The 16,371-nt window shown below is 68.7% G+C and carries 16 protein-coding genes; 13 read left to right on the top strand and 3 right to left on the bottom strand.

Features of this window, described 5'->3' with window-relative positions; genetic code table 11:
* Nucleotides 1-49: 49 nt before the first annotated feature.
* The 3 genes from B9A95_RS23320 (at nucleotide 50) to B9A95_RS23310 (ending at nucleotide 1,589) form a co-directional block, all read left to right on the top strand.
* Nucleotides 50-544, top strand: coding sequence for an OmpH/Skp family outer membrane protein (locus B9A95_RS23320; protein ID WP_084049456.1), 495 nt, complete (start codon nucleotides 50-52; stop codon nucleotides 542-544).
* 96 nt (nucleotides 545-640) lie between these two features.
* Nucleotides 641-1,144, top strand: coding sequence for an OmpH family outer membrane protein (locus B9A95_RS23315; protein ID WP_084049455.1), 504 nt, complete (start codon nucleotides 641-643; stop codon nucleotides 1,142-1,144).
* Nucleotides 1,145-1,208: 64 nt separating this feature from the next.
* Complete coding sequence (locus tag B9A95_RS23310; protein WP_084050930.1) at nucleotides 1,209-1,589, top strand: carboxymuconolactone decarboxylase family protein; 381 nt, start codon at nucleotides 1,209-1,211, stop codon at nucleotides 1,587-1,589.
* Nucleotides 1,590-1,611: 22 nt separating this feature from the next.
* Here B9A95_RS23310 and B9A95_RS23305 read toward each other — a convergent pair whose 3' ends face one another.
* Nucleotides 1,612-2,319, bottom strand: a complete 708-nt coding sequence (locus tag B9A95_RS23305) for a hypothetical protein (RefSeq protein WP_084049454.1) — start codon at nucleotides 2,317-2,319, stop codon at nucleotides 1,612-1,614.
* Nucleotides 2,320-2,669: 350 nt separating this feature from the next.
* On the opposite strand from B9A95_RS23305, the gene B9A95_RS23300 reads away from it, so the two are divergent.
* The 3 genes from B9A95_RS23300 (at nucleotide 2,670) to B9A95_RS23290 (ending at nucleotide 5,332) form a co-directional block, all read left to right on the top strand.
* Nucleotides 2,670-3,431 carry an electron transfer flavoprotein subunit beta/FixA family protein gene (locus B9A95_RS23300; RefSeq protein WP_084049453.1) on the top strand — a complete coding sequence of 254 codons (762 nt, stop codon included), beginning with the start codon at nucleotides 2,670-2,672 and terminating at the stop codon, nucleotides 3,429-3,431.
* Entirely contained in the window at nucleotides 3,428-4,378 is a 951-nt protein-coding gene (locus B9A95_RS23295; RefSeq protein WP_084049452.1) for an electron transfer flavoprotein subunit alpha/FixB family protein, read from the top strand. Before B9A95_RS23300 ends, B9A95_RS23295 begins: the two co-directional genes overlap by 4 nt.
* Nucleotides 4,379-4,687: 309 nt before the next feature.
* A complete protein-coding gene (locus B9A95_RS23290; protein ID WP_084049451.1) occupies nucleotides 4,688-5,332 on the top strand; it encodes a phospholipase A2 in 645 nt (214 codons plus the stop codon).
* A gap of 36 nt (nucleotides 5,333-5,368) precedes the next feature.
* On the opposite strand, the gene B9A95_RS23285 is transcribed toward B9A95_RS23290, so the two are convergent.
* Complete coding sequence (locus tag B9A95_RS23285) at nucleotides 5,369-6,136, bottom strand: YkgJ family cysteine cluster protein (RefSeq protein WP_084049450.1); 768 nt, start codon at nucleotides 6,134-6,136, stop codon at nucleotides 5,369-5,371.
* Nucleotides 6,137-6,209: 73 nt separating this feature from the next.
* On the opposite strand from B9A95_RS23285, the gene B9A95_RS23280 reads away from it, so the two are divergent.
* The 6 genes from B9A95_RS23280 to B9A95_RS23255 all read left to right on the top strand — a co-directional run bounded on the left by B9A95_RS23280 (nucleotide 6,210) and on the right by B9A95_RS23255 (nucleotide 12,487).
* Nucleotides 6,210-7,241, top strand: coding sequence for an HD domain-containing phosphohydrolase (locus tag B9A95_RS23280; RefSeq protein ID WP_245808451.1), 1,032 nt, complete (start codon nucleotides 6,210-6,212; stop codon nucleotides 7,239-7,241).
* Nucleotides 7,242-7,480: 239 nt separating this feature from the next.
* On the top strand, nucleotides 7,481-8,302 hold the full coding sequence (locus B9A95_RS23275) for a phosphotransferase (protein ID WP_084049448.1): 822 nt from the start codon (nucleotides 7,481-7,483) through the stop codon (nucleotides 8,300-8,302).
* A gap of 91 nt (nucleotides 8,303-8,393) precedes the next feature.
* Nucleotides 8,394-9,017, top strand: a complete 624-nt coding sequence (gene upp, locus B9A95_RS23270; protein WP_084049447.1) for a uracil phosphoribosyltransferase — start codon at nucleotides 8,394-8,396, stop codon at nucleotides 9,015-9,017.
* 63 nt (nucleotides 9,018-9,080) lie between these two features.
* Nucleotides 9,081-10,232, top strand: a complete 1,152-nt coding sequence (locus B9A95_RS23265) for an MraY family glycosyltransferase (protein WP_084049446.1) — start codon at nucleotides 9,081-9,083, stop codon at nucleotides 10,230-10,232.
* Nucleotides 10,233-10,378: 146 nt separating this feature from the next.
* Complete coding sequence (gene wecB, locus B9A95_RS23260) at nucleotides 10,379-11,533, top strand: non-hydrolyzing UDP-N-acetylglucosamine 2-epimerase (RefSeq protein WP_084049445.1); 1,155 nt, start codon at nucleotides 10,379-10,381, stop codon at nucleotides 11,531-11,533.
* 36 nt (nucleotides 11,534-11,569) lie between these two features.
* Nucleotides 11,570-12,487, top strand: a complete 918-nt coding sequence (locus tag B9A95_RS23255) for a diacylglycerol/lipid kinase family protein (protein ID WP_245808450.1) — start codon at nucleotides 11,570-11,572, stop codon at nucleotides 12,485-12,487.
* A 63-nt stretch (nucleotides 12,488-12,550) separates the two neighbouring features.
* Here B9A95_RS23255 and B9A95_RS23250 read toward each other — a convergent pair whose 3' ends face one another.
* On the bottom strand, nucleotides 12,551-13,270 hold the full coding sequence (locus B9A95_RS23250) for a hypothetical protein (RefSeq protein WP_084049444.1): 720 nt from the start codon (nucleotides 13,268-13,270) through the stop codon (nucleotides 12,551-12,553).
* A 165-nt stretch (nucleotides 13,271-13,435) separates the two neighbouring features.
* Here B9A95_RS23250 and B9A95_RS23245 point away from each other — a divergent pair, with 165 nt between their 5' ends.
* Nucleotides 13,436-16,303 carry a hypothetical protein gene (locus B9A95_RS23245; protein WP_084049443.1) on the top strand — a complete coding sequence of 956 codons (2,868 nt, stop codon included), beginning with the start codon at nucleotides 13,436-13,438 and terminating at the stop codon, nucleotides 16,301-16,303.
* The last annotated feature ends 68 nt before the right edge of the window (nucleotides 16,304-16,371 follow it).

Below are 16,371 nucleotides of genomic sequence, written 5' to 3'. Positions count from 1 at the left end.
TACAGAGGGGTTCATTCGGCTCAGAAAAGTGCGTGCTAGCGTGCCTGCCATGAAGATGAACGCCAAAGCCCTCGCTCCCGTGGCCATCATGGCCGCCTTCGGCCTGGGCACACTCGCGCCCCACGCCCAGACCGCCCCTCAGAAAATCGGGTTCGTAAACGTGCAGGCTGTGCTGTCTGCCCAGGCCGCCGGCAAGGAACTGGCCGACATCCAGAAGAAGGCCGACACCGAACTCGGCGACCTCGACAAGCAGATCAAGGCCATTGACGCCAAGGGAGCCCAGGCCACCGCCGCAGACAAGGACAAGCGCACGCAGCTCGTGACGACCATTCAGGCCAAGGCCAAGGCGTATGACGCCCAGATCGCAGCGCTGCAGCCCAAGATCACGGCCGCGGAACAGGCCGCCAACAGCGCCATCGGCTCGGTCGCCAAGCAAAACGGCGTCAGCATCGTGATGGACAGCGGCGTGGCAGCCCAGGGTCTGGTTGTATACGCCGAGGACAGCACGAATATGACCGACGCCGTGCTCAAGGCCGTCAAGTAAGCCCCGTCTGGACACCCCCAAGCCGGCCCCCGCCGCGCGCGGGGGTTTTGCCTTGACCCTGCCGCTCCCCACCTGGGCAGGGAAGAGAGGAGCCCCATGAAGCGAGTATTTCGACGGTCCCCCCTGGGCCCCGCCGCCCTGATCCTGCCCCTTGCCCTGCTGCTGACCGCACCGCACGCACAGCAACGCAAGAGTCGCGTGGGCTTCGTGGACGTGCAGCAGGTGGTGGCGAAGTTGCCGGGCAGCGCCACCTACCTGAAGCTCAGCCAGAGCAGCGACAAGGACCTCAAGGCCAAGCAGGACAACCTCCAGAAGCTGGCCGCCAAGGCGAGCAAATCGCGCAGTGCCGCCGATAAGCAGGCCCTTGCCAAGGCGCAGCAGGCCTACGTGAACGCCCAGAAGGGGTATCAGCAGCGCCTCGCCGCTGAGTTCAGGCCCCTGTCCGGCAAGATCAACGCTGCCGTCGCCAGCGCTGCGAAGAGCAACGGCTTCAGCGTCGTGCTTGCCCGCCGGGTGGCGGCGCAGAGCAAGCTCGTCGTCTACGCCAACAGCTCGGCCACGGACCTGACGCCCGCCGTGCTCAAGGTCTTGAAAAAATAATCCCGGAGCTTTCCGGCAGTGGTCCGTGCTTTCCGTGGGCACGGGCCTTGCTACGCTTGCGGCCATGACGCCCACAGACGCTTCGGTCCGCCAGCAGATTTTCGGTACCCAGGAGGAACGCATTCTGGAGCGTCTCTCGGCCCTGGACCCAGACCTGATGGCCTATGTGCGCGACTTTGCATACGGCACGGTGTATGAGCGCCCTGGCCTGGACCTGCGCACCAAGGAGCTCGTTGCCTGTGCGCTGCTCGCGTCGCTGGGCAGTCCCGACGAGCTCCGCACCCACCTGCGCGGCGCGCTGCGGGCCGGGGCCAGCGAGGAGGAGGTGCGCGAGACGCTGCTGCTGTGCATTCCGTATCTCGGCTTTCCCCGGGCGGTGGCCGCCTTTGCGCAGCTTCAGGCCCTGCTCGCGTCCAGAGAAAAGGCCCCCACCCCGGAGGAGTGAGGGCCGAGCGGGCACGGACGCTTTAGAAGGTGGTTTTGACGCCGATGCGCGCCTTGAAGACAGTGCCGGGGCGGACGAAACGGTTGCTGATGTCCGCATAGCCTGCCTCGTTGGTGGCGAAGGAATCGCTGCTCGCGGAGCCATCGGGAGCGGTGGTGGTCGTGTTGATCGTCGAGTTGAAGAACTGGTCGACACCCAGGTCGCCCACCAGGCTGAGGTTGCCGGTCAGGGCGTAGCTCACCATAAGGCCACCACCGACACCAAACGAAGAACTGCTGTAGCCGAGGGTGCCGTTGGATCCGTAGTTCTCCACGGAGCGGAACATGCCGTAACGCGCCCCGGCGTAAACAGTGGCGTCTACGCCCGGCGTCAGCTCACCGAAGCCGTAGGTGCCGTCCAGGCTGGCAATGGTGTGGCTGCCAGACTCGGTGACCTCACCTCTGGATTTGGCCGCCCCAAAGGTTTGATTGGGGTCGTTGGGGTTAGAAATGCCGGGCAGCAGAGGGCTGTTGTCGTTGATTGCGTCGGCCGCCCGCGTAAAGCTCACGCCCGCCTTAATACCGAACGGGCCCACAACGTTGGGCGCGTGGACAAACGCCTCACCGCTCAGACCATTGGCATAACCGGCAGTCAGGCCCAGCTCCACGCCGTTGAGGCCCGTGCTGGTCAGGGTTTGCGCGCCTGCAGTGGCGAAGGCCGCGCTGATGGTCATGGCAAGAAGCTTCTTCATATCGATTCGTAGCGTGACTCACCAAGATGAGCCATTAGCTTTATGAGATTCACGGCAGCTTTATGAACCGGAAAGGGAAGCGTCAGCACATCACGGTGCACGTGAAAAAGGCGTTGGCCTCCCGGAAATGCCAGACCGGAGTGGCGAGAAACGCCTGCAGGCACCGCCTCATAAAGGATCACAGCAGTGAGAAATGGCCGGGAAGGTAGGACGCCCACTCGCCACTTCTCGCCTCATCTGCTAAACTTGAACTCAGTCTAATTTGCTGTGCTGCGTGAGGAAAAGGGCACCAGACGTGGATCTGGACGCGCGGCGCGCAAGCGAAACCCTCACGTATGCTGGGAGGACCTATGAAGATTCTGACCCTGGTTCGGCAGGTGCCCGACGCGGAGGCGCGCGTCAAGATCAGCGCGCAGCGGGTGGACCTCGAAGGCTCGACGCTGGTGATCGACGGCATGGACGAGTACGGTGTGGAGGAGGCCCTGCGTCTGCGCGAGGGCGGAGCAGCCGTCGAGGAAGTCCTGGCTCTGGCGGTCGGTCCCAAGCGCGTGGAGGACGCCCTGCGTACCGCCCTGGCGATGGGCGTAGACCGCGCCATTCACGTGGAAACCGACGAGGCGCTGGACCCCATCGCGCTGAGCCGCGTCGTGGCGCAGGTGGCGCAGGCCGAAAGCGTGGGCCTGGTGCTGGTGGGTGGGCAGGAGGCCGACTGGGACAGCCAGGCGCTGGGCGCGGCCACCGCAGAACGCCTGGGCTGGGCGCAGCTTACCTGGACCAACGAGCTCAAGCTCGTTGGCGACGCGTTGACGGGGCGGCACGATGTGGACGACGGCAATGAGAGCTTCCGCGCCGCGCTGCCCGCGGTTGTGACCACCCAGCAGGGCCTGAACGAGCCGCGCTACCCTACGCTGCCCAACATCATGAAGGCCAAGCGCAAGGAGCTGCGCAAGGACAGCTTGGACCAGTACGGCGCGCGGCCCACCGTGCGTGTGGTAAACAGCGAAATCCAGACGCGCGCCCGCCTCAACAAGATGATCGACGGCAAGGACCCCCAGGCCGCCGCCGCCGAACTCCTCTCCCTCCTCCGGAACGAAGCGAAGGTGCTCGCATGATCCTGATCGTCGCCGAACACGCGGGCGGACAGCTCGCCAAGTCCACCCTCGAAATGGTCACTGCGGCCCGGGAGTCCGGTCGCGAGGGGCCCATCACCGTCCTCGTGCTGGGTCAGGGCGTTGCCAGCGTGGCGAACAGTGCGGCTGCGGTGGCCGATCAGGTGCTCGTGGCCGATTTGCCTGGCCTCGCCACCTACAACGCTGAGGGCTGGGCGGCGGCGGCCGCGCAGATCGCGCAGGAGGGCGAGGCCCACACCGTCATCATCGGCGGCAGCCGCTCGGGCCGCGAGTATGCGCCGCGCGTGGCCGTCAAACTCGACGCGCCTTATCTCGAAGACGCGACTCGCCTGACGGCCAACGGCAATGCCCTGCAGGCCCAGCGCTACACCTACCTCGCCCGCGTGACGGAAACGGTGGAGGCCGAGGCCCCCGTGATCGTGGTGACCGTCAAGCCGGGGTCCTTCCAGCCTGCTGCGCCCGCTCCGGCCCCCGGCGAGCAGTACGACGTGGAACTCGACCTGCCCGCCCCCCGGGTGGAGGTCACCGGCCGCAGCCTGGAAAAAAGCAGCCGCGTGGCCCTGACCGAAGCCGACGTGATTGTGACCGGCGGGCGCGGCGTGGGCAGCCCTGAGAACTTCTCCACCTACGTTGAGGGCCTCGCAGACCGCATCGGCGCGGGCGTGGGAGCCACGCGCGCCGTGGTGGACGCGGGCTGGCGGCCCTACGCCGAACAGGTGGGCCAGACCGGCAAGACCGTGCAGCCCGGCGCGTACATCGCCCTCGGCGTCAGTGGGGCGGTGCAGCACCTGTCCGGCATGGGCAAGAGCAAGTACATCGTGGCGATCAACAAGGACGCTGAAGCGCCCATCTTCAAGGTGGCCGACTACGGCATTGTTGGCGACGTAGGCCAGATTGTGCCTGCGCTGATCGAGGCGGCTGGGAAGTAAACGTCTGCGCTTGAAGACCGCTCCCTTTGTGGGAGCGGTTTTTTCGTTGGGGTAGGGGGAAGTGAACGGTGGGCAAGAGGGCCGCCCCTTCCCCTAGCACAGCCGCAATACGGTTTCCGGGTAAGCCGTCGCATCTCTTCCGCTCCCCTCCGTTTCGGTGATTCCGCGCCTATCCGTCACCGTTTTTCCTGTTCATTCCGGTGAATCAGGTATGCAATACCTGATTCACCGGAATTCCTATAACACGTCCATCCCACCTGGCGCGGTAGGCTGTGCGGGCGACCACAACCTCATTCCCAGGAGTCACGCATGAAGCACGTCGTCCCCGCCCTTGCCCTGACCGCCGCCCTCGCCGCCTGTGGACAGGCTCCCGTCTCCAGCGCCAGCGCCCCTGCTGACCATGCCGCAGCGTACGCGGCCCGCGCCGAGCTTCAGGACGAGGGCAGCCAGGCCATCCTCGCCCACTACGGGAACGACGCCGGACTGCTCGCCGCACTCCAGGAAGCCTACGGCGAGCGGCCCGCCGAGCTCAGCCGCCCCGTGGCCCCGGCCATCACTGGGGCGGACCTCGCCGCCGACCGCCTCGCCTACATCAAACGCACAGGCTGGGGCACAGTGGGCAACTACAGCGGGCAGTACGTGACCTATGCGGGCACAGAGAGCCCCTACGCCGGCCTCGACTGGAGCCGCGACGGGTGCAGCGCCCCCGACGGCTTGGGCCTGGGCTACCGCGAGGATTTCCGCCCCGCCTGCAATGTCCACGACTTCGCCTACCGCAACCTCAAGGTATACGGGCGCACCGACGCCAACCGCAAGAGCAGCGACGAGGCCTTTTTCGTCAACATGAAGGCCACCTGCGCGGCCAAGAGCTGGTACGCCCGGCCCGCCTGCTACAGCGCCGCGTATGCCTATTACGAGGGCGTGCGCGTGGGGGGCGACAGTTCGTTTCAGTAGTGGGCCAAAGGTCAAATCGCCTGGTGTGCCGAGCGGTTAGGCTGTTCTACGGTTGGACGGCTCACCCCCCGTGAGTTCCAGTACGGCGTTATGGGCCAGCCCCGCTGCCTTCGCCACCCGCCAAGCGCTCCGCGCGTCACCCCGGATCACGGCCTGCATAAAGGTCCGGTTTTGCGTCAGGGTGGTCAGTACCCAGAAGTCGCCCCAGGCCTCCACGCCCCAGTGGGTCCGCATGGCCTTGGCCGCTGCCTCCCACACAGGCTCGGAGAGGTGCTCCAGGGGGGCGATAAAGTGCAGTTCGCCGTCGGTGCCGGGGGTACGCGCCACCTCGCGGCGGTAGGCCTCTCGCTCGCGGCGCGTCATGCCCTCCCACGCGCCGGCCTGGCAGTAGCGGGCCGGAAGGGCGCTGAAGGTGTCGCGGCAGCGGGTGGGACGGGCCCCGTACTTCGAGCACCCGCCACTGGCCGGATCCAGCAGGGGGCAGTACCCCACCTGAAAGCGGTGGCGCTCCACGTACGTCTCCTCATCGGGCGCGGTGCGGGCGTTCTCGATGACGCGGCGGGCGTGGGCCTCCACCCGGGCGGCTTCCTCAGGATTCAGGGCCTCGGCCGTGACGAGCGCTTCGGCCAGAGAAACGCGGATGGGCATGTTGCAGCAGCCGAAGCAGCCTGCAGCGCAGTGGACCTGCCCGCCGCGCTCGGCGTAGCCCTTCATCCAGGCTTCAGCACGCCGTCCATAAGCCGCGTAGCCCCGGCGTACGGCGTCACCCACGGGGCTGGCAGATGGGGGGCGCGAATCAGACATGGAGGAGGGATGAACGGCGGGGGCGGAAGAGCGCGGCACGGGGGTAGGGTAGCGCGGCTATACTGAACACAACGTGTTTCGACGCCCTCGCCCGCAGCAGCCCGCGCCTACGCCCGGGCCTGAATCCCGTTCTTCCAGCGCGCCGATGCCCGCTGCGGACGCCCAGGACGTGGCGGCGGTGCTGTCCGAGTTGCTGGCCCGGCCCAGCAGCGGCAGCATCCTGGAGCGCGCCCTCACCCACGCCCTGACCCTGCTCGACGATCAGGCCAACGCCTACGCGGTGCTGCGCCGTGGTCCCGACCGGGTGGTGGCTGTGGTGGGCTATCCGCAAAGCCTGATCGGCACGCCCCTCAGCGGTCCCTGGGCTGGCAGCAAGCCCCGCCTGCTGCGCGACGGCACCCGCGAGATCTACGAGATGAACACCACCGACGTGCAGGAACAGCTCGACGCTTGCGGGATGCGCGGGCTGCCCCTCACGCTGGTGGTGCCGCTCAGTGACCGGGGACGGGGGCTGGGCGCGCTGGTCTTCGACCGCACTTCCACCGAGGGCATCACCCCTGAGCAGCAGGAGGCGGTGGCCCGCTGGGCTACGGCAGTGGCCCCTCTGCTGGGCGTGATTGACTCGCGTGACGAGTGGCGGCAGACGGCCCGCCAGATCACCTCGGCCTTCGTGGAAGCGGTCGAGAGCCAGGAGTTTGACGCTCTGGGCCACGGCCAGGCGGTGGCGGACCTCGCCGTGCGGCTGGGCCGGGCGGTGGGCCTGGTGGAGCGCGAGCAGGAAGAGCTGTGGTACGCCGCGCTGCTGCATGACATCGGCAAGATCCACGGCGAGGTGGGGCACCCGCAAGTGGGCGCGAACTTTCTGCATGGCGTGCCGCACCTCGCGCAGGCGCAAAAGGCCATCCGCCACCATCACGAGCGCTGGGACGGTCAGGGCGAGCCCGACGGGCTGAGCGGCGAGGACATCTCGCTCTACGCGCGCATTCTGGCGGTGGCCAACGCCTACGTCCGCAGCGGCAACCTGGAGCAGGTGCGCGGGCAAGCGGGCAAGGCCCTCGATCCCCGGCTGGTGGGTCTGCTCGAGAAGCTGCCGCAGGACAGGTAAGTAAGGCCAGGTCGGCCAACCGTCAAACACTCCCGCCGCAGCGGTGGGTTCTTTTGATCCTTTCCACTGGAGTGGAGGGCCCGTAAAGCGCTGCCAGCAGCTCTACGGGCGCGCAGGACAGGGGGCTGGGGCGAGAGGTCCAGCCCGAAGGAAGGTGAGGTGGCGGCGGAGAGGCCCACTCCCTTCAAACGCTTGGCCCCCACCTCCGCCGCACACCTTCTTCCCGCTATGATGCGCGCGTGACTCCGGGCCGAGCGCCAACCCACCGCTTTCCCGTGCTCGAAGCCCGCTTCGGCCCGCTGGAACCGATGGACGCGGGGATGCAGAGCCGGGTGTACGCCACCCCCGACGGTGGCGCTGTGGTCAAGGTCTACCGCAACCACCGGGGAGAGCACCGCCAGGAAGCCCAGAACATGCGCCGGGCTGGGCTGGACGCCTGGGTACTGGACGCGGTGGAGGCCGACGGCGTAGAAGCCCTGATCCTACGCCGCTTTCCGGGACGGCCCCTGCGCGGGGGTGACATTCCGGCGGCGCTGCCCCGCCTGCGCGAGATTCTGGAAACGCTCCACGGAGAGCGGCAGGGCCAGGTGGACCTGCGCCGATTGCGCGAACGCCTGAAGCGCTTTCGCAGTGCGCTGGCGGCCTATCCCCTCGACGACCTCTTCGATGCCGTGGAGCTGCCACTGGAGCGTGGCCTCCTTGCCCAGCCTGCTGCGTTTTGTCACCTGGACCTGTGGCAGGACAACATCCTGATCTCTCCAGACGGGGAAGTGCTGGTGATCGACTGGACGAAGGCGGGGTGGGACGATCCCCTACGTGACGTGGCGCTGCTCAAGACCGGCACCCTGGACCTGTTGAGCGCCGAGGCCAGCCTGGAGGCGGCCCTGACCTTCCTGCCGGACCACGCTCCCACGACCCTGACCCGGCTGCGCGCCTACCTGGCCCACACCTGCCTGCACGACCTGTACTGGTTTTTAATGAACGAGCCCTACGAGTTCGACCACCAGCGCGACTTGAAGGTGCCCCGGGCCCGGCACGTCCTGGCGCGGCTGCCGGGATAGCGCGTCTGGCAAAAGCCAGGGGTGCGGGGGTGTGCCACCCCTCCGGAGTGGCAAGACGAGAAGACGCCCCAATGAGCGGTATGTTGGGGTCATGCTCCTCGTCGTCTCCCACCCCCTCGTTCAGCACAAACTCTCCCTGATGCGCGACGTGACCACTGGCGTCAAGGAGTTCCGCGAACTGGCCGCCGAGGTGTCGATGCTGCTCGCCTATGAGGCCATGCGCGACCTGGACGTGACGCCCACGCGCTTGCAGACGCCGCTGCAGGAGGGTGAGTTTCCCATGCTGAGTGGCAAGAAGCTCGCGCTCGTCGCCATCCTGCGCGCGGGGCTGATCATGACCGACGCCATCGTGAATCTCGTGCCCGCCGCCAAGGTGGGGCATATCGGGATGTACCGCGATCCGGGAACGTTGCAGCCCGTCGCGTACTACAACAAGCTGCCCGCCGATATCGCCGAGCGCCGCGTCTTTCTGACCGATCCGATGCTCGCCACCGGGGGCAGCGCTTCGGCGGCCATCGCGGCCTTGAAGGTGGCGGGCGCGCAGAGCATCCGCCTGATGTCCATCCTCGCTGCGCCTGAGGGCATCGCTGTCATTGAGCGCGATCACCCCGACGTTGAAATTGTGGTCGCCGCTGTGGACGAGCGTCTCAATGACCACGGGTACATCGTGCCGGGGCTGGGGGACGCAGGAGACAGGATTTACGGCACGAAGTAAGGGCGCAGAGGGCCGGACTGTCGGCCCTCTGCTCATATCCAGCATTTAAAATCCAGTCAGCATATGGAGTCCCTGAAGGCCCTTGCGGCGCAATTTGGTATCGCTGACCCCTTTGGACGGGGGTTTTTCAGCGTTCTGCTCACGTTCCTGGCCGCTTGGCTGTTTACCTGGCGGTTTATTCCATCCGTCCGGGAGTTTGCCATCAAGGTGGGGTGGGCGGACCAGCCCAACGAGCGCCGATTGAACAAAGAACCGCTGCCCAATGCCGGGGGGCTCGCGATCTTTGCCGGATTCCTCGTCAGTGTGGTGGTGGCCTGGACGCTGCGGCCCATCGTTATCGAGCAGGTGAATATTCAGGTGCTCGCAATCTTGCTGGGCGCGGCGGTGCTGGTACTGACGGGCTTTATCGACGACCAGTACGAACTCTCGCCGCTGTTTCGCCTCGTGGTGCAGGCGTTGGCGGCGGTGCTGCTGCTGGTCAACGGCCTGCACATCGACTTCAATGCCATTCCCTTTCTGCCCACGCTGCCGCATGCCCTCAGCGTGCCGCTGTCGGTGGTCCTGACCATCCTGTGGGTGGTGGGCCTGACAAACGCGGTCAACCTGCTTGACGGCGTGGACGGCGTGGTGGGGGGCGTGGCTTTCGTCGCCTCCGCCGTCTTGCTCGTGACGGCCGCCCAGTTCCCGGACCGGGCCGCCGCCGTCGTGCTGCTCGCAGGGCTGGCAGGCGCGGCGCTGGGCTACCTGAGGCACAACTTCAACCCCAGCCGCATCATCATGGGCGACGCAGGCTCGAATTTGTTCGGCTACACGCTGGCCGCCGTCAGCTTACTGGGCACGCTCAAATTCAGCGCGGGGGCCAGCCTGCTCGTGCCGCTGCTCATCATGGCGCTGCCCATTCTGGACACCACGCAGGTGGTCATCGGACGGCTGGCGCGCGGAATTCGCAATCCGCTGGGCCACCCGGACAAGACGCATATCCACCACCGTGTCCTCGCGCGCACCTCCTCGCCGCGGCGCACAGCGGTCATCCTGTGGGGCATTGCCCTGCTGTGCGGCGTGATTGGCATGGTGGCGCAGGGCGTGCCGCTGCCCGCCATCCTGGGTACTGTGGTGGCCGTGCTGCTGTGCCTGTGGTTCGTGGCCTACCGCCGGGTGCGGGCGCTGGGGCGCGAGGTGCGGGTGTCGCCGGGAGGGCAGGGAAGTGAAGCGTGAGGGCGTCAGACAAAAGAGGGAGGCGAGGGCCCTGCGCAGCAAGGGGTGAGGGGGGCGCACAGGGCAATTCCGCCCATCCTCCTGCCCGGGTCCTTTTTCCCCCGTCCCCGCTGCCCCCCGTCCCCCCTCTGCTACCGTGACTGCCGATGAGCGACGCTCCCCCTCCCGCCCTTAGGCGTATTGTCCTGGCCTTCGGTACCCGGCCTGAGGCCACCAAAATGGCCCCAGTGTACGCGGCCCTCGCGCAGCAGCCCGGCCTCACACCCCTGATCCTGTCCACCGGGCAGCAGCGGCAGATGCTCGACGAGGCTCTGGCCGTCTTTGGCCTGACTCCCGATGAGGACCTGAACGTGATGACCGACCGGCAGACGCTCGCGGACCTGACGGGCCGGATCGTTCCGCAGGCCGGGCGCAGGTTGCGCGAGATGGGCGCGGACATGGTGCTCGTCCATGGCGACACCACCACCTCCTTTTGCGTGGCGCTCTCAGCCTTCTACGAGGGGATTGCGGTGGGGCACGTGGAGGCGGGGCTACGCAGCGGCAACATGCGCGAGCCCTTCCCCGAGGAAGCCAACCGCCGCCTGACCGGCGTGTTGACCACCCTGGACTTCGCGCCCACTCCCGGCAGCCGCGCCAACCTGCTGCGTGAGGGCAAGGCCGAAGGGGGCATCTTCGTTACCGGACAGACCGCCGTGGACGCTGTGCGCGAGGTGGCGGGCCGCGTCGCCCTGCGCCCGGAGTGGCAGGCCAGACGGGACGCCGGGCAGCGGCTGGTGACGGTCACGATGCACCGCCGTGAGAATCTGCCCGGCATGGCCGCGATGGCGCATGCCCTGGCCGACGTGGCCCGCACCCACCCCGGCTGCCACTTCGTCTATCCCGTTCACCTTAACCCGGCCGTGCAGGAGGCGGTGCGCCCGGCACTGGGCGAGCTGCCCAATTTCGAGCTGACCGAGCCGCTGGACTATGCCAACATGGCCCCCCTGATGGCCGCCTCAGCGCTGCTCGCCACCGACAGCGGCGGTCTGCAGGAGGAAGGCGCGGCGCTGGGCGTCCCCGTGGCCGTGCTGCGTAACGTGACCGAGCGCCCGGAGGGTGTGGAAGCGGGCGTGCTGACCCTGGCGGGCAATGATCCGGGGCAGATGCGGACGGTCCTGAACAGCCTCCTGGGCGACGAGACCAGGCTGGAACAGATGCGCCAGGCCCGCAACCCTTACGGCGACGGCCAGGCTTCGGGCCGCATCGCGCGGGCGGTGGCCTGGCACTTTGGGCTGGCAGGGAGGCCGGAGAACTGGAGCTGAAGTTGCTGGGCAGCGCTGCCCTATGCTGAACGCAACGTGACTGCGTCCCTTCCTGTGCTGCCCCTCGCCGTCGTTCTCAACCCGGGCGCTGGGCGGGGCCTCGCTGGACGAAGCTGGCCCAGATTGGAAGCCGAGCTGCGCAGGCGAGGCCTGGACTTCGAGCTGATCCACGAGGAGGAGGGTGGGACCGCGCTCCAGCGGGTCCAGGCCCTCCCTGACCACGCAACCGTGCTGGCCGTGGGCGGAGACGGCACGGTGGGCGCGCTGCTGCCCGCCCTGGTGAACACGGGCCGCTTGCTGGCCGTGATCCCCGTCGGGACGGGCAACGACTTCGCCGGAATGCTGGGCCGGAAACCGGGCGATTTCATGGGCGTGCTCGACCACCTGGGCACGCCGCCGCGTCTGGTGGACGCCCTGCGGGCCACCATCCTCGCGGGGGAAGGGGCGGGCACTTCCCGGCTGCTGCTCAATGGGCTGGGCATGGGCTTTGATGCGCGGGTGGCGGCGTTGACGGCGCAAGCTCCGGGACGGCTTTCCGGCTTCGGGCGCTACGCGTGGGCTGCGTTGAAGGCCCTGCGGGAGTTGCGCCTCACCCGCGTCACCGCCGAGGTGGACGGACGCGTGCTGTACAGCGGCCCCAGCTGCCTTGCCGCCGTGATGAACGGCACCCGCTACGGCGGCGGCTTTCAGATCAGTCCCGCGTCCGATGTGGGCGATGGCCGGCTCAACGCCCTGGTGAGCGGCCCGGTCTCCCGTCCCCAGCTGCTTGCCCTGATGGCGCGGGTGCTGCGAGGCCGTCATCTGGGGCATCCCCTCGTCTCTCACGCGGCAGGCCAGACCGTAACGCTCAGCTGGACGCGCCCGACGCCTCTGCACCTCGACGGCGACGTGGCGGGCGAGGTCACGGCGGTGCGGGTGGAGGTGGTGCCGGGGGCGGTGCAGTCGCTGCGGTAACTCGGCAGCCCGGAGCAAAAAAGCAGGAGGCTTCGGCACCGAAGCCTCCTGTCGCCGATCGCTTTACTGCAGCGTCGCCAGCTTCGCCTTCGCGCCTTCCATATCACGCTTTTCCCAGAAGGTCTCGGCAGGCAGGGTGACGGCCTTGCGCAGCTGTTCGGCAGCTCCCGCCTTGTTGCCCAGCATCAGCAGGGCGTTGGCATACTCGATGCGGTGAACGGCGACGCCCGGCTCCAAAGAAATGGCCTTTTCGAAATTGGGCACGGCGTTGGCCTTTTTCGCGCCTGTCTGCGAGGCGGCGATGGCTCCCTTGAGGCCGCCGCTGTCGAGATTGACGTTCCACAGGCCCAGCGCCACATACGCGCCTGCCAGCTTGGGATTCACGGCGATGGCCTTGTCGAGGTTGACCTTCATGTCCTTGGCGAGCGGCAGGCTCTGGAACACGCCCACGTACTGCGCGAGGCGGCCCTCGGCGCGGGCCAGCTCGAAGTAGGCGTCGGCGTTGTTCTTGTCGGCTGCGATGGCCTGCTTGGCGTAGGCCTGTGCCCGCTGGAACAGGGCCTTTTTCTGGTTGTCGGGGCTCAGGCTCGCGCCCGCCGTCACCGACTCCGCAGCGAGGGCGTACCCGGCGCTGGTGTTCAGGGCGGCGGCGGCGGTGGCGGCCTCCTGCCACTTGCCCTGGTCAAACAGCGCCTGGGCCGAAGCTTGACTCTGGGCGGCAGCGGTGCCGAGAAGGGCAGGGGTGGCGAGGGTCAGGCTGAGCAGAAACAGGGTGGCGCGCATGAAGTCCTCCAGAGTGGGGGAAAGGGGCTTGAGATTTTCTAGAAACTGGACTGAGTATACACACCCACCTGCTTGAAGTCTGACGTGGGCGTCAGGCACGGGCTGTACCCGCCTTCGTTGCACTGAGTTCAACGAAGTGGAGACAGGTGGTACGCTCGGGATACCGTGGACTGGAAAGCCGCCCTGGCTGACTTGCGCGCCCACCTGCCCCCCGTGCGGGAAGAGGGCGGCGTGCGGGGCAGCCTGCGTTGGCTCGAGGCGCAGATGCGGGCGCGTGGGGCGAACCCGGCGGCCGTCCGCAACATCATTTACCGGGATGTGGGCACGTCCGGCGACAAGGCGGTCCTGCGCGCTGTCCTCGCCGAACTCGCGCAGGAAGCGGGACGGCCTCTGGCCGAGACCTCCTCCCCAGTCGCGCCCCCCCTGCCCGCCGAACTGGAACTGCTGGGTCACGGCAAGAAACGCGCCTACAAGCAGTTTCTCGCTGGAGTGCGGGGGGGCCGCGCCCCACGCCTGACCGTCACGGGCCGAGCGGGTGCGGGCAAGACGGTCTTGCTCGAACATCTGGAAAGGGCCCTGCGCGCCCTGCCGGACCTTGACGTCGTGCGCCTCAACCTGACGGGCGACGGGTCTGCCGAGCTTGCCCTTGCGCCCTCGGGAACGTCCTACGCCGAGGTGGCGCAGGCGCAGGGGAACGCGGCGCGCGCCGTCTTCCCGCTTCCTCCCGGCGCGCTGCTCGTGCGGGTTACGGCGGACTTCACGTTTGGGGGCCAGCCTCCCCGCCTGCCGGACGGCTCGCCTGGCTCGCCCGCTGCCTGGGCTGCTGAACACCTGCTGCGCCGCGCACCCCTCGGGGTGGCCGTGCTCCTGGCACTGGAAGACACTGCTGGACTGGAGGACCTGCCCGCCGAGGTCATTTCCCTCAAGCCGCCCACCCCCGCCGAGGCCCGCGCCTACCTGATGGCCCGGCTGGGCATCACGCGCGAGCGGGCCGACGAACTCGTGCGGAGCACGGGACGACACCTCGACCGGCTGACCCTGCTGGCGACGCGGGGCCCGGAGGACGTGACCCCCGCCCGCCTCCTCGCGGACCCCGATGTGCGGCGGCTGGCGGCGGCGCTGTCGGGGCTGGGAGGAGAGGGGGTGTTGGAGGTGGCCCTCGCGGCAGCGCTGGGAGGTTCTGTTCACGCCCTGCCGCCCCACACCCGCGCCCTGCTGAAAGAGGAGGAGGGGGAGTGGCGGCCCGTCCCGTCCCTGCGTGGAGCCCTGCCCCACGTTTCCGGGGCCGAGCGGGACAGGGCGCTGCGCCGCCTGCTCGCCGCGCCGAGTGCGCCGGACCTCGTGCCTGCCCGGCTGGCCGCCCTTGCCGCGCTCGGTGAGTGGTGGGGGCTGGCCGCCCACATGCAGAGCGTTCCCGACGACGCCCGGCACCTGCCGCCCCTCTGGCCGCAGGTTCGCTCGGGCGCGGTGGGGGAGAGCCGCGAGGAGCTGGCCCGCGCCGTGGTGGCCCACCATGCCGGGCGCGGCGAGTACGACGAGCCCTGCGCGCGGGACGCCCTGTTTACCCTGCTGGAATCGCCCGATCCGGTTCGCCGCGCCTGGGCGCGGGTCAAGCTTGCCGAGAGCAGCGTGGACGCCGGAAACTTTGAGGCGGCGCGAACGCAGCTCGGGCATCCGGACCTCGCCCTGTCCCGCTCCACCGAGGTGGCGGTGGACCCCTGGACGGCCGCCACCCGCGCCGACGCGCTGCTGGTGGAGGCGGCGCTCGCCCGCTGGCAGGGGGACCTGGAGGCGGCCACCCGCGCGGTCAGCGATCCGCGCACCGGACACGGCGGCGCACGGGCGCACCTCTGGCGCGGCCTGATCGCCAAGGACGCCGGGCACTGGGCGGAGGCGTTGCAGCATCTGCACCTCGTGCCCGAGGGAAGCCCGCTGCTGTCGGCCCGCGCGCTGTATCAGGAGGGCGACCTGCGGCTGCGCCTGGGCCAGCCCCTCGCCGCCCTGAAGGACCTGAACGCTGCGGCCGTCCGCCTGGAAATGGCCGGAGCCGGCGCTGAGGAACGCGCCCGCGCCCTGGCCCGCGCCGCCACCGCCCTGCGCCGCCTGGGCCGCCCGGGGGAGGGATGGAAGCAGCTTCAGGCCGCCCTCGCCCTGCTTCCCGGCGAGGAGGGCCGCCCCGAGCGGGACAGCGTGCCGCGTGCCCGGCTGCTCAGCGAGGGACTGCCCATCCTCCTCGCGCTGGGACGGCCGGGTGAGGCGCTGAGCAGCGCCGCCCACGCGCTGGCCCGGCTGTCCCGCCCCGGGCCCCGCCGTCCCGAGGCCGAGTACCGCCGCCGCCGCACCGTCTACCGGGTGGCCCTCGCGTACCTGACCCGGGGGCTGGGCCGCCCCTACCTCCAGCCTTTTTTCGGAGCCTCGCACGATCACCCGGACCTCGCGCAGGCGCGGGCGCTGCTGGACGCGCGTCTGGCCCGGTCCCACGGTGCGAGCGACCGCGAGCAGGTGCTGCGCTTCGATGCCCGTCTCAGCCGTGCCCTGGCCGAGCCGGACGCGGCGCAGGCGCGCGAGTTCGTTCTTCAGGCGCTGGACATGACCGATCATCCCTACGCCGAGGCGCAGGCCCGAGCACTGGAGGCCGACGTTTATCTGCGCACGGGGCAGGAGGAGGCCGCCCTGGGCGCCATCAACCGCGCCCACGCCCTCGTCCGCCGGGTGCAGGTGGGCCTGCCTGGCACCCATGATCCAGACCCGGGCCTGCTTGCAGGGCTGCTCGCCCTGGAAGCCCGCGCCACCGTGGGTGACGGCGAGCGAACCCTTCGCTGGCTACGTGACGCCCTGGCCGAGCCGCTCCTCGCGCCCTTCTGTGCGGGCGTCTGGGCGGAGGCCGGGCGGGCGCTGGAGGAACGGCACCCTGCGCCTGAGGGGGTTCTCCGCGCCCTGCACCCCGCCTGGGAGCCTGGAACCTTCCGCATCCGGGACGCGCTCTCCCTGCTCGAAACTGGACGTGAGGCGAAGGGTAAGGGAAGCGGCTGATCCAAAGGGACTCCGGGATGCGTAATAGAGGGTAAGGAGAGGTGACGGCTTTCCCCGGAGGTTTTGCC

Source organism: Deinococcus hopiensis KR-140 (assembly GCF_900176165.1).
Taxonomy (GTDB): Bacteria; Deinococcota; Deinococci; order Deinococcales; family Deinococcaceae; genus Deinococcus; species Deinococcus hopiensis.
This window is presented reverse-complemented; position numbering and strand designations above follow the sequence as displayed.